Here is a 14,138-nt window from a genome sequence, read left to right on the forward strand (position 1 = left end):
GGACGGTTCCATGTCTTACTTTGATAAAATTGAACAAATTCAATATGAAGGCACAACAAGCGATAACCCATTAGCGTTTCGTTACTATAACCCTAATGAGATTATTTTAGGTAAACGAATGGAAGATCACCTAAGATTTGCGGCTTGTTATTGGCATAACTTCTGCTGGAATGGTTCTGATATGTTCGGTATCGGTACTTTTGATAGACCGTGGCAAACACCGGGTGAAGCTTTAGAGCAAGCAAAACGCAAAGCCGATGTTGCCTTTGAGTTCTTTCATAAGCTCAATGTTCCTTTCTACTGTTTTCATGATGTAGATGTGATTTCTGAAGGTAATAACATCAATGAATATATCTCTAATATGGCAGCTATTACTGATGTATTAGCGAAAAAACAAGAAGAAACTAACGTTAAGTTATTATGGGGAACGGCAAACTGCTTCACTCATCCTCGTTATGGTGCTGGCGCGGCAACTAACCCTGATCCTGACGTTTTTGCATGGGCTGCGACACAAGTTTGTGAAGCGATGAAAGCGACAAAAGCGCTAGGTGGTGAAAACTATGTCTTATGGGGTGGACGCGAAGGCTATGAGACACTGTTAAATACAGATTTACGCCAAGAAAGAGAGCAAATTGGCCGCTTTATGCAGATGGTTGTTGAACACAAACATAAAATTGGTTTCCAAGGTACATTACTGATTGAACCAAAACCACAAGAGCCAACAAAACATCAATATGATTATGATACTGCGACTGTTTATGGCTTCTTAAAACAGTTTGGTCTTGAAAAAGAAGTTAAAGTCAACATTGAAGCCAATCATGCAACATTGGCAGGACATAGTTTCCATCATGAAATTGCGACGGCTATTGCATTAGGGATTTTAGGCTCTGTTGATGCTAACCGTGGTGATCCACAATTAGGTTGGGATACAGACCAATTTCCAAATAGCGTAGAAGAAAATGCACTTGTGATGTATGAAATTCTTAAATCAGGTGGATTTACAACGGGTGGTTTAAACTTTGATGCGAAAGTTCGTCGTCAAAGTAATGATAAATATGACCTTTTCTATGGACACATTTCAGGAATGGATACAATGGCAATGGCATTACGCATTGCAGCAAGAATGATCCAAGATGGCGGCCTTGATAAATTTACGGCACAACGTTATTCAGGTTGGAGTGCGGAGTTTGGTCAAAATATCTTACAAGGCAAATTAACTCTTGAAGAAGTGGCGAAATATGCACAAAGCAATACCTTAGCACCACAGTTACAAAGTGGCCGCCAAGAAATGTTAGAAAGTTTAGTGAATCGCTATATTTTTGGTTAATGGCATAAAACGTAATAACACAGCGGAGTTTCCGCTGTGTTTATTAATTAGATACAGATCATGAGGTAACTTTATGTATTTAGGGCTAGATTTAGGTACTTCAAGCGTTAAAGCGATCATCATGAATGAGCAAGGTGACGTTGTTGCCAGTCATTCTGTTTCTTTAGCAATATCACGCCCTCACCCTCAATGGTCAGAACAAGATCCTCTGCAATGGTGGCAAGCAACGGAAGAAGCCATTCTTCAGCTTGGGCGCAGTTATCCAATGGATAAAATCGAAGCGATTGGATTAAGCGGACAAATGCATGGCGCCGTTTTACTTGATGCACAACAATCGGTGCTACGTCCCGCCATCCTATGGAACGATGGTCGTAGTTTTAAACAGTGCCAAATGCTTGAGACGCAATATCCTCAGTTTAAAAAAATCACTGGTAACTTAGTTATGCCCGGCTTTACTGCACCAAAACTACAATGGGTTGCTGAACATGAACCTGAAATCTTTCAACGTATTGCACATGTTTTATTACCTAAAGATTTTTTACGTTGGAAGATGAGCGGTAATTTTGCTAGTGATATGTCAGATTCAGCCGGTACGCTTTGGTTAGATATGCAAAAGCGAGGTTGGAGTGATGAACTTTTAAATGCGACAGGATTAACGCGTCGTCAAATGCCTACATTGTTTGAAGGTAATCAAATAACGGGCTATCTATTGGCTGATATTGCTAAAAAATGGCAGATGAAACAAGTACCTATTATTGCAGGTGCTGGCGATAATGCGGCGGGAGCAATTGGTGTTGGTGTTTATCAACCAGGCCAAGCAATGCTCTCTTTAGGGACTTCAGGTGTTTATTTTGTTGTTAGCGAAAAATTTCTCCAAAATAGTGACAATGCAGTACACAGTTTTTGTCATGCATTACCTAATACTTGGCATTTAATGTCTGTCATGCTAAGTGCAGCATCATGTCTTGATTGGGTGTGTCAATTAACAGGAATTGAGAGTGTAGGTGCAATGTTTGACGAAGTTGAACAGGCTACTTTTGCTAAGAGTCCCCTGTTGTTTTTACCTTATCTTTCTGGTGAACGGACACCTTATAACAATCCTAATGCGAAAGGTGTTTTTTGGGGATTAACCCATGAGCATCAACGGGCTGACTTGTGCCAAGCTGTTCTTGAAGGTGTGAGTTTTGCATTACGACAAGGGATAGAAGTTGCTGAAAATGCAGGCCAATTAGCCGATAATATTACATTAATTGGTGGTGGTGCCAGAAGTGAATATTGGCGACAACTTCTTGCAGATATTACTGGAAAAAATCTCGATTATCGTCAAGGTGGTGATGTTGGTCCTGCACTTGGCGCGGCAAGACTTGCACAATTAGCAGTAAACCCAGCTTATTCATCGCAGGTTATTCTTTCTCAACCTAAGCTAGAAAAACGTCATACACCCAATTTAGAAAAACATAAAACATACAACAAAAAATATCACGCCTTTAAAAAGTTATATTCATTAATTGATTCAATGGAAATATAACTACATTGCGTCAATATCAGGGTAAATTAATAGCGCTAATTTTTTATTTATAAAGTTAGCGCTATTTTATAAATAATTAACGATATCCCCGAGTATGGTTTTTAGCTGACCAACTATAGGTTTCATCACTTGGGGCTAGTTTTTGCTTCTTCTTGAGGGCTTGTGCTTTTTTGGTAGCTTTTTCAACTTCGAGGGAGATTTCGGTAATAATGGAGTCTTTGACTTTGTTCATTTCAGCATTGGTTAATTCACGCCCTAATTTCTTTCTCTCTTGACCTATTCTGGTTTTTACTCGCATTTGTTGGGCGTCTGTCATCTCTTGGAGTGTCAATTTCTTCATTCTTTTACCCTACTTATATTGAGAGCGGAGATATTAATATAACATTATTAATGGGTCTCTCCAGCATTATATTTAGATTTAAGGTAATTAAATTCTGATTATATCAAAAATGCATTACGCACTTAATAAGTGTGTAATGCATTAAATAAAAGATAAGTTAAAACAGAAAATTTAAACTAATTGCAGAAATGCTGTTTTAAATCCATCAATGTCTTGCTGTGTTGTTGCCCAAGAAGTACAAAGGCGTAAACAACTTAAGTTAGGATCTTCAAGTAAAACACGATGGAAAACAAATTGTTGTGTTAGTTTTTCTGCAAGTGTATTTGGCAAAATAACAAAAACCTGGTTAGATTCTGGGGGAGCTAAAAATTCAAAACCTTGTTCAGTAAAGAACGCAGTTAATTGTGATGCCATGTCATTTAGGTGTTTGCCTAATTTAAAATAGAGTTCATCTTTAAATAAAGCTTCAAATTGCGCACCTAATAACCAGCCTTTCGCTTGTAATCCACCCTTTTGTTTTAAGCTAAAACGAAAATCAGATTTTAATGCCGGATGACAAATCACTAGCGTTTCAGCTGACATTGCACCAATTTTAGTGCCTCCAATATAGAAAGCATCGGTTAAATTGGCGATATCTTCGATAGTCAGATCGCTTTGTGCAGACATTAATCCTGCTGCTAAACGTGCACCATCAAGATATAACCATAAATTATGTTCATTACAGAAATCACGCAGTGCCTGTAATTCAGCTTTACGATAAACCGTACCAATCTCTGTGGCATTTGTTATATAAACAAGCTTTGGTTGAACCCAATGTTCATCATTATGCTCAGCAAGAATAGGTTTTAATAACGCGGGTGTTAATTTTCCATCGGTGGAAAATGTTGTAATAACTTTATGCCCTGTTGCTTCAATAGCGCCGGTTTCATGTGTGGCAATATGCCCAGTACTGACAGAAATAACCGCTTGGTGTGGACGTAAAAAATGAGAGATAGCAGTTAAATTAGTAATGGTACCACCATTAAAAAAGTGAATATCCGCATCAGGTTGTTGAATACGCTGTTTTATTGTTTGAGCTGCTTGATGACAAAGCTTATCCATGCCATATCCATCATAGCGTTGCCCCACCGTATCAGTGATTGCCTTCATGACCGCAGGGTGTGCAATTTCATTATAATCATTTTGGAAGCGGTACATGTGTTCTCCTGTCGAATGTTGTGTTTTTATTGAGTTTTTATCGTGTTTGATAAAGAAAAACGCCTTACATCTAATCAATACAAAGATTAAATGTAAAGCGCTTTAATATATTGAAAATATCAGTTATTTAAAACCGATTATTTAAAACAGACTTCGCCCCAACGTGCCAATCCTGCGGTAACCGATCCAAAATCATTACCTTTAACAATCGGAATATTTGGCAATTGTTGTTCAATGGCTTGGCATAAAATAGGTGAACGCGCAGAGCCCCCAGTCATAAAAACAGCGTCGGGTTTGATCCCCCCTTGTTTCACTGCATCATTAACTAACTCAATCATTTTACTTTTTGGTGATTCGATAGATTCAACCATTTGTTCGCGTTCAATCGTTAATTCTAAGGTTTCACTTAATAATGCGATATTAGCAATATACTCAGGAGAATCTGATAAAGCGATTTTAGCTTCTTCAGCTCGTCGAACAATGCTGTAACCCAATGTTTCATTATAGACTTCAATAAGGCGCGTTATTTTTTCGGGCTCTTTTGCGTCCCGTCTTAGCTGATTTAACACAGCAAGGTTTTGACGAGAATAAAAATCTTTTTGGGCTTCTACATTATTAATCGCAATAGGATCCCAGAACTGTTTCAGAGGCAATTTAATACCAGAAGACGTTAATCCTGTCATACCAAATAGTGGCATAAGTTGTTTAAAAGCGAGGTAAATATCAAGATCATTACCACCAACACGTTGTCCACTATGGGCAAGTAATGTGTTTGAACGGTCAGTTTTGCCTTGGTAACTTGGCCCCATTTGAATTAATGAGCAGTCAGTTGTCCCCCCACCAATATCAACGACTAATACTGTTTGGTCTTTAGTCAACGTCGATTCATATTCAAGTCCGGCTGCAACAGGTTCAAATTCAAACATAATATTCTTAAAGCCAGCTCTTTTAGCTGCACGGATAAGAATGTTTTCAGCTTGTCTATTTGAAGCTTCGCCACCTAACCCATTAAAGTTAATAGGTTTGCCAATAACGGTATCTGTGATCGCTTCTTGTGTGCTTTTTTCTGCTTGGTGCTTAATATTTGCCATCATGGCGCAAACTAAATCTTCAAAGAAGCTAATTTGTATATCATGTAAGCCTGAAGCACCTAAAAAGGATTTGGGTGATTTAACGTAATAGACATCACGAGGATCACGTAGGTATAAACTTAGCGCAGATTGTCCGAAAAGAATATCTTCAGGAACTAATTCAATATCTTCTTCTCGATTAAACGCAATCGACTTTCTTAGTAATTGTTCGCCAATTTCACTGGAAGGTTTAATATTTAAATGGCGAAATAAGTGCTCAGAAACAGATTCACGGGTTGGCGCACAAAGGGTTGATGGAATATAGACATCATTACCTTCTAAAGGCAAAAGAGTGGGTTTTCCCTCTTTCATAATTGCAACAGAACAATTTGATGTTCCGTAGTCAAAGCCAATAAACAATTTAGCCTCCCCAGTAGACTTTCATTAAAAAAAGACTGAGCACTCTACATCAAGCTTTTTGCAATTACCATCAGATTATGGGGCTTAAAAGAGAGAAAATAAGCGAATTAATCTAGTGCATGAGTAACCAAATGAATACTAAAACCGTAACGCAAACACAGTGGTTAGTTGCTAATTTTTTCAGTGATAATAACCGTTTATTGTAATAATTTTCGTTCAATACTGCGCTGGTAGCCACTATTTATAGGGAGATCCTCATTTAAATCAGATAAAAATTCATTTTTATCACAACTCATCGTTAGTGTTAAATTTGGTTTTAATCCGCCTAAATAGCAGTCAACCGAGTCGGTAAATAAATGAAACAAACACCCTACCGCAACGGCTTTTAATTTCCATGATGGTAAAAACCATATACCTAAATAAATCAAAGCAGCCCAAACGGTATGTAATGGGTGAAAACCGACACTACAACGATTGGGATCAAAAATAGGTGTTGCTAGCAAATGGTCAATATCAATCACCATTGTTCCTATCATAAGAAGTGAGGCTAACTTCCAATTTTTACGCCAGAAAAGATAGCCTAATAAAATAGGTGCTAAAAAGTGTAAGCCGTAATGCAAAATTGTTCTGATGATTTCAAATATCACACAATCTCCGATTCTCTAAAAATATTTGTCACTTAATTTGAATAAATAGTTTAGCGTGATACCGAATTAGATAATGCTTTATCTATTTCACCTAATGCAAATGCTAAATCAACCGCCGCAATTTGTGATCCGGTATAAGCATCAATCTGAGACATTTGTGCATTTAATAATGCAATCTCTGCGGTATTTATGTCGGTTACGGTTCCTAACCCATTATGATAAAATTCCACACTTGCGGTATAGGTTAATTGTGTTGTCTCTACTAAGTTTTTAGATGCTTTATTTGCCTCAAGTGCTGATTTCAGAGCATTTTCACTAATTGAGATCTCTTTTATCGCCATATCTTGGCTTTTGCGTAAGTTTTCTTGTGCTAGCCTAATTTCTGACTGTGTATTTACCATCCGCGATTGGCGCATTCCGCCTTCATATAATGGAATACTGACGCCAATCAGTATATTGGAAGATGAAGTTCTTTGGCTAATTTCAGGAAGTCCCTGAACATCAAAGCTACCTGTTCCTCCAGCAAGTGCGCCAGCAAGATATACTTTAGGAAAATAGTCAGATTCGACGGAATTAGCCGCCTTGATTGCGGCTTGTTGTAATTCATATTGCGCTAAAACATCTGGACGCTGTGCAAGCGCTTTTTTAATTACATCATGGGTTAATGGGGATATATCATCAGGAAGAGAATTATCATCGGCATAATCAACAGCTATTTTTTCAAAAGGCGATGTTCCAATAGCAGACAGTAAAATTTGATATTGATCTTTTTCATGACCTTTGGCTAACACATTTTGTAATTCAACTTGTGCTACCTGCTGTTTAGCTAATGCTACATCTAATACTGTTGCTAATCCCTTGATTCGTTTTTGTTCAACAGCATATAAAATGTCTTTACTTCTCTGAAGGGCATTTTGGGTGATATTCACCTTTTTTCTTGCTGCACCATAACTAAAATATGCAACAGAGACATCATGAATAATTTTCTGATGCATTAGATTAAAATTAAGGCTTGTTGCTAAGGAAGTATGTTTGGCTGCATCAACTAATGCCCCTCTTTTACCAAAATCAAAAATAAGCCATCTGAATGTGAGTGCGGGAATAAAAGCACTATTAGACGTTTTTATCTCATCAAGGATAGGATTTTTAGGTAAATCGATTTTTCCGTGTTGATACCCTGCCAGTACCGTTGCTGTGATAATTGGCAAATATGTACTCTCTACCATACCAATATCAGTCGCTGACTTTTTTGCTAATTCCCATGCAATACGTGTATCTGGGTTATTTTGTTGTCCTAAATCGATAAGGTCGGCCAACGAATAACTAGATTTAATCGTTTTTTCTTGAGTTGGCGATAAATATTGCTCAGTGGATGAAGCAATATATTTTGTATTATCATAATTAATAGGTTGTTGAGAATAGTGTTTAAATGAACTGCTTGTGTCGATACAACCAACAAGTAATAGACTTAACAGAGATGACAGAATATTTTTCTTATTATTAATGATTAAATTTACCATTATGATTTTTCTCTTATTAAATGTTTAAACACAAGCTCTCTTTCATTTGTTGGTAATGTTTCCATTTCATTATTAAGAATGGATTTTTTAAATACATCTTTTGGCTCTTTATTGATATCTAAATAAGAGCGATTATCTTCAAAAATAAATTTATGAGCGTAATTATGGTAGCTAATGTAAGAAATTTTATTTAATGACTCTCTGAAAAAAAACATTATATTTTTATTTCTTTCTCTATCTTCTTTTTCGAAGATGAGTAAGTCTATATTGTCTTTTGATTGTGTAATCGCTTCATTCACGGATGAAACTAAATCCAACATATCATTTTTATTTGTTGAATATCTTAACTCAGTGTAATTATCTAGAATAGAGCTAATTTGTTTATATATTGTATTAATAATGCTCGTTGGCCACACTTTTGTAAAAATGATGTACATCACAATATTACCCAACAAAATTCCTAGAATACGATCAGATACGACATCCATATCAAAGCTAGGCTTAAATCCATGTAATGTTGTTAATAAAAATGCTAACCCGACTTGTACACCAGCATAAGAGATACGCTCATTACCTACAGCAACCCAAGCTGCGGGCAGTAGGCAGAAAAAGATCAAGACCATTAATTCAAAAATATCAGATAAATTAGGAATAATATAGAGCAGTGAAATTATACCAATTAGTGCCCCAATTAGACATCCCGTGATCCGCAATGTTAATTTATGGACAGTTTCGCCGACAGATGTTAATGCCACAACATAACAAGTGATCATTGCAGTATGAATACCTTGCCATTTAAAATAATCATAAAAAATATAACATAGAATTGCGGCTATCGTGGTTTTAATAGCAAAGTACTTATGGTTAGGATTTGTAAACGCATCACTGACAAAAAACGGTGTTTTTTTCTTTACAGGTTTAAATTCTCTCTTATTAAATAAAATGTTATCAAAAGTATTTAATAAGTGTAGTTTACTTATTGTATTTTGAGTTTGTTGTTTATCTTTTATTTTTTCTATTTGATGATGTTTGAAGCAGTCTAAAAGATATAAACACTTTTTAGAAAGAAGAAAACGTATAGAAGTTGGCGTTTTTTTATCAAAAGTTAATGACATAATCAATATTTGATAAGAGTTGTCAATCATATTCTCCAACCAGTGAATATCTTCTCTTCCTCGTAAATAAAATATTTTAATAAACATCAAATAGCGTTTACATTCTGTTTGTGTACTCAATAACTCACTGATATCGAGTTGACTCTCCTTTCTTCCTAAAAAGAAGTCACTTGCAGTAGAAAAGCGTGTAGCAATTCTGTTTAACAACAATTTTCTAGGGCTAATGCCAACAAAATAATTAAATAAAATGACCAATAACATTGGAGAAACTGCCATTAGTAACGCATAAAGTAGAGCTCTAGTTGCTACATCTCCAACGGGAATATCATCAATTAAAGTCATTAAAAAGGCGATAACTAAAGCAACTAAATTACCAATATCACCAAGGCTACTTGCAGAGGCTAAATACATAAAAACGGCTGAAAACAAAGCCATAAAAAAGAATCGTAAAATAATGTTTTGTATGGTGAGATTAAAAAGTAAAAAAATAACACACACCACAATGGAACATAAAATAATAACGCCAATAGATAATAATATATTTTGTACTGCATCAGCTTTGATTAAATAAATAATCAAATAGCAACTTATGGCAGATTCGGGAATTTCATATATCATCGCAATAGCAGCCATTAAGGCGCAAAGCAATGCTATGCGCCAAGTCGTCGCTAAACGAAAGTCAAAGGGTAACAAGTCTTTTTTGACTTGTTTCACTATTAGTGAGGGTTTAACAATCATCGTCGTTAGCTATTATATTAACGGTTGCTGTAGCGCCAACTCGCATAAGATATTCTGGTGGATTAGTGATAGTCACTTTAACAGGAAATCGTTGTTGAACTCTAACCCAATTCAGTGATTTAGGCACATAAGGTAAGTCCCTTGGAATATTAATAAGATCAGTTGACATGATCCCCCTGCTAACGCCTTCTACTTTACCTTTAATAGGATGTTTATTGTCAATCATTGAATAGATAACCACGCAGTCACCTATTTTTATATTATTTAAATCTGTTTCTTTAAAATAAGCTGAAGCATACCAACTGTCTGAGTTAATTAAGGTAAAGACAGATTGCCCAGAAAGAACAAATTCACCAGGTGACAATACTAATCCAGCAACATAACCATTACTTGGTGCTTTTACTTCGGTGTTACTTAATTCCCATTCAGCCATTGCCAGTGAGGTTTTTAACGATTTCACTAATGCTATTTCTGAATCAGTATTATTAATTAAGGCTTCTGAGGCGACATTTTGTTTTTGTGCCTGTTTTAATGTAACTTCTGCATCATGTTTTAATGTTCTTGCATCATCAACTTGTTGTGCCGTCACAAATCCCTTTGCCAATAACGGCTCTAATCTATTGAGAGATTGAGTTGCTAATAACAAATTGACTTGAGCTCGTTTTATTTGCGCTTCTGCAACTTCTGAATTTGATGTTTCTGCAATAATAATGCGCTGTTTATTACTTAATGTTGCTTCAGCAATCATAAGTTGTTCTTTTGCTTGCTGAACTCTTAATGCATACATGGTGGGATCGATTGTAAACAATAAGTCCCCTTTATTGACTTTACTATTCTCTTTAACATAAATAGCGCTAATTCGTCCGGGTACCGTTGATGATATATTAATTTTGTTAGCATCAATTATTGCATCTTCGCTGAGTGGATTTAACGCTGATAACTGAATATTTTTCCACAATAAGATGAATGTAATCGTAAAAACAATCACAGTGATTAAAAGTGCCAGTTTTTTTTTGATTTTTTTATCCATAATTTAATAAGAAAAATAAAATAGAGAGATAGTTAAAGAAATTGATAACAATACCGCAAAATAAAAAATTAAAGGGAACGGCAATTTATCATCAATACCCCAATAGATAAGTAATACGCGTATGATCAAGGCTCCTAATAGGCCGATAAAGGTACATAACATCCAATATGGAAAATAGGAACCTAACATAGTAATAAAAGGAGAATGACCTTGAGAACAACCAGACAATAGCAATGCAATTATACTCAAGCTAGTAACACGATAATATTTTCTTATTATGTCCAAGGTAATGTACCTGTCATTTTTAGATAAATTTTATTATTCGTTTAAACACTATAGTGTTTTTACTTACAGTTGTTTAATGAATTAATCAAAAACATCATATCGAATAGATGTTAGATGTTTTTCATTCATCAATCTATAGCATTATCTTAAATTTTTCTTATTGAAAGCGGAGTATCGTTTTCAATATGACTGTAATCATGGGCGTTATATGATTTTAAGAGTATAGTAGCTAATCTTTCAGCCTGACTAGATATTACAATTTTTATTATGGAATCAGCGTTTTCTGCTCAAAATATTCGACATATTCTTGCTAATAACACACCTATTATTGATGTGCGTGCGCCTATTGAATTTAATCAAGGCGCTATCCCTAATGCGATCAATTTACCTTTAATGAATGATCAAGAGCGTGCTGCCGTTGGGACTTGTTATAAACAACAAGGATCACAAAAAGCGGTTGATTTAGGGCATCATTTGGTTAGTGGTGAAATTCGTGATAATCGTATCGCAGCTTGGCGTGAAGCTTGTGAGCAATTTCCCAATGGTTATATTTGCTGTGCTCGAGGCGGAATGCGTTCTCATATAGTTCAGCAATGGCTTAAAGAAATAGGTATAGATTACCCCTTAATTGAAGGTGGATATAAGATAATAAGACAGACTATCATTGAAATGACCAATGAATTAGTTCAACGGCCTATTATCTTAATTGGTGGATGTACAGGTAATGGAAAAACGACTTTAGTGCGTTCTCTTCCTGAAGGTATTGACCTTGAGGGTATTGCGCACCATCGAGGTTCGTCTTTTGGTCGCACTGTAGAAGATCAATTTCCTCAAGCTACCTTTGAAAATCATCTTGGTGTTGAAATGTTACAGAAAGCACCGAAATATACACGATGGGTGCTTGAGGATGAAGGTCGCGCTATTGGTGCTAATGGATTACCTGAATGTTTACGAGTAAAAATGCTTGAGGCTTCAATCGTTGTTGTTGATGATCCCTTCGAGCGACGTATAGAACGTTTGAAGGCAGAATATTTTGATCGCATGACACATGATTATCTGGAAGCATATGGCGAAGAAAAAGGTTGGCAAGCATACAGTGATTATTTGCATCATGGTTTATTTGCTATTCGCCGTCGATTGGGTTCTCAAAGAGCAATGGAATTAACTAAGTTGCTAGATAATGCCTTAGATATACAGAAAAAAGAGTCCAACACAGAGGCGCATTTTTCTTGGTTAACCCCTCTACTTAAAGAGTATTACGATCCTATGTATCGTTATCAATTAAGCAAAAAGGAAGATAAAATTATTTACCAAGGAAGTTATGAAGAAGTCATGCAGTGGTTTAAAAATAATAAGTAGATAGTAACGTTAAAGTCACTATTCACTTAACATAAAAAATGCCTTATTAAAAATGTTTAATAAGGCATTTTTTATATCTAACAATTAATCTATTTATTTTTGAAAAACTATTTTTCTTAATAGTAGCGTAGCACATATAGCCATAGAGAAATTAAAAATCATACTAAAACTGAATGCTATCTTATATTGCTCAATTATATTTGTTGAAAGTGTATGGCTAAAACTAAATTGTAAAATAATTGAAACACAAGTTGCCCCTATTGCAGCACCAACTTGTTGTAATGTCGCGGTTAATCCTGAAGCAATACCAACAAATTCGGGTTTAACTTTTGCCAATACTAAATTCAGCATAGGTGTCATTATCATGCCTTGTGTGAATCCCACTAAGAATAAGAATGGGATAACAAGAGAGCTATTTTCTGGTGATATTAGATAATAAATAGTGCCAATTAAAAAGAGATAGCTTAAAGCGTAACAAGCCGCTCCCCAATAAATAATCTGTTCACCAAACTTTCTTACCCATTTAGGTGTTAATAATGATGAAAGAACAAATCCTATACTTGATGGAACAAAAATCAATCCAGAATCTAAAACAGAACGTTTAAATCCACTTTGTAATAATATCGACATCATCATAGGAAAAGCTGATGATGTTGCATATACACAAACGACAATCCCGATCCCAATTACATACGGATGATTGGTAAATAATATAGGATCAAAAAGAGGCTGCTTTCCTTGCTGTTTTAATCTATTTTCATAGTAAATAAAGAGAGTTAACAGCATTAATCCCAAAAGAAAAAGTAGTGTACTAGGTAATTTCCATCCCCAGATAGGTAGCATTAATAAAGGAAGTAATGTAAACGTTATGCTAAAAGCCGATAAAACCACACCACCAATATCCAATCTTATATAATCTAGGGTCTCACTTTGAGTTAAATAATGAGAAAGTGTTAATGCAACAATACCAATAATAAGATTAATTAAAAAAATAGTACGCCATTCAAGCCCAAAAAGATTTAGTGATATTAAAAAACCACCTAATGCTTGCCCTGCTATTGCAGCTAATCCTAGTGTCATTCCTAATAAACCAAATACTTTTTTGGCCTGTGTATCATCAAAGTTTAGACGAATACTTGAGTAAACTTGGGGGAATAATAGCGCAGCTGTTAATCCTTGCAGACAACGAGCAATAACAAGACAAATAGCATTAGGAGAAATTGCACATAATACAGATGTTAAAGTGAAACCAAACATACCAATACGGTATAGGGTCCGACGGCCATAAATATCGCCGAGTCGGCCTCCTGTAATTAATAATAAACCAAAGGCTAATTCATATCCCACGATAATTAGTGTTAGTTCTGTTAGCGTTGCATTAAGTGTTTGTTCAATATTCACAATAGCGATATTGACGACAAACAAATCAAAAATTGTGACAAATCCCGCTAATAGTAGAACAAATAAGGCGATGCGTTGTTGAGTATTCATTTTTGTCTCAATGATTAAAAAAATGAGACTATAATGAGTTGTTTATCCTGATACAATTTAACCATTTATAC

General features: G+C 35.5%; 12 protein-coding genes. 3 read left to right on the top strand and 9 right to left on the bottom strand.

Features of this window, described 5'->3' with window-relative positions:
• Positions 1–10 precede the first annotated feature (10 nt).
• Together xylA and xylB are read left to right on the top strand one after the other, a co-directional pair.
• A complete protein-coding gene (xylA, locus tag DK858_RS10845) occupies positions 11–1,327 on the top strand; it encodes a xylose isomerase (protein ID WP_109397404.1) in 1,317 nt (438 codons plus the stop codon).
• Positions 1,328–1,400: 73 nt separating this feature from the next.
• The gene (xylB, locus tag DK858_RS10850) at positions 1,401–2,855 is read left to right on the top strand and encodes a xylulokinase (RefSeq protein WP_109397405.1); all 1,455 of its coding nucleotides are present in this window, start codon (positions 1,401–1,403) and stop codon (positions 2,853–2,855) included.
• 76 nt (positions 2,856–2,931) lie between these two features.
• On the opposite strand, the gene DK858_RS10855 is transcribed toward xylB, so the two are convergent.
• The 8 genes from DK858_RS10855 to DK858_RS10890 all read right to left on the bottom strand — a co-directional run bounded on the left by DK858_RS10855 (position 2,932) and on the right by DK858_RS10890 (position 11,121).
• Positions 2,932–3,195, bottom strand: coding sequence for a YjbD family protein (locus DK858_RS10855; RefSeq protein ID WP_023582219.1), 264 nt, complete (start codon positions 3,193–3,195; stop codon positions 2,932–2,934).
• Between the two features lie 171 nt (positions 3,196–3,366).
• Positions 3,367–4,392 carry a threonine aldolase family protein gene (locus DK858_RS10860; protein WP_109397406.1) on the bottom strand — a complete coding sequence of 342 codons (1,026 nt, stop codon included), beginning with the start codon at positions 4,390–4,392 and terminating at the stop codon, positions 3,367–3,369.
• 137 nt (positions 4,393–4,529) lie between these two features.
• A complete protein-coding gene (yegD, locus tag DK858_RS10865; RefSeq protein WP_109397407.1) occupies positions 4,530–5,882 on the bottom strand; it encodes a molecular chaperone in 1,353 nt (450 codons plus the stop codon).
• A gap of 197 nt (positions 5,883–6,079) precedes the next feature.
• Complete coding sequence (locus tag DK858_RS10870; protein WP_109397408.1) at positions 6,080–6,529, bottom strand: DUF6122 family protein; 450 nt, start codon at positions 6,527–6,529, stop codon at positions 6,080–6,082.
• Between the two features lie 50 nt (positions 6,530–6,579).
• A complete protein-coding gene (locus DK858_RS10875) occupies positions 6,580–8,049 on the bottom strand; it encodes a TolC family protein (RefSeq protein WP_109397409.1) in 1,470 nt (489 codons plus the stop codon).
• Positions 8,049–9,902, bottom strand: coding sequence for an FUSC family protein (locus DK858_RS10880; RefSeq protein ID WP_109397410.1), 1,854 nt, complete (start codon positions 9,900–9,902; stop codon positions 8,049–8,051). The genes DK858_RS10875 and DK858_RS10880 overlap by 1 nt, the downstream gene beginning before the upstream one ends.
• Positions 9,892–10,932, bottom strand: coding sequence for a multidrug transporter subunit MdtN (gene mdtN, locus DK858_RS10885; RefSeq protein ID WP_109397411.1), 1,041 nt, complete (start codon positions 10,930–10,932; stop codon positions 9,892–9,894). The genes DK858_RS10880 and mdtN overlap by 11 nt, the downstream gene beginning before the upstream one ends.
• A gap of 3 nt (positions 10,933–10,935) precedes the next feature.
• Positions 10,936–11,121, bottom strand: coding sequence for a hypothetical protein (locus tag DK858_RS10890; RefSeq protein WP_228407311.1), 186 nt, complete (start codon positions 11,119–11,121; stop codon positions 10,936–10,938).
• A 363-nt stretch (positions 11,122–11,484) separates the two neighbouring features.
• Here DK858_RS10890 and mnmH point away from each other — a divergent pair, with 363 nt between their 5' ends.
• Positions 11,485–12,576, top strand: coding sequence for a tRNA 2-selenouridine(34) synthase MnmH (gene mnmH, locus DK858_RS10895; RefSeq protein ID WP_109397413.1), 1,092 nt, complete (start codon positions 11,485–11,487; stop codon positions 12,574–12,576).
• A 93-nt stretch (positions 12,577–12,669) separates the two neighbouring features.
• Here mnmH and DK858_RS10900 read toward each other — a convergent pair whose 3' ends face one another.
• Positions 12,670–14,067 (bottom strand): MFS transporter, encoded by a 1,398-nt coding sequence (locus tag DK858_RS10900; RefSeq protein ID WP_109397414.1) that lies wholly within the window; start codon positions 14,065–14,067, stop codon positions 12,670–12,672.
• Between the last annotated feature and the right edge of the window lie 71 nt (positions 14,068–14,138).

Origin of the sequence: Proteus faecis (assembly GCF_003144395.1) — a bacterium.
Taxonomy (GTDB): Bacteria; Pseudomonadota; Gammaproteobacteria; order Enterobacterales; family Enterobacteriaceae; genus Proteus; species Proteus faecis.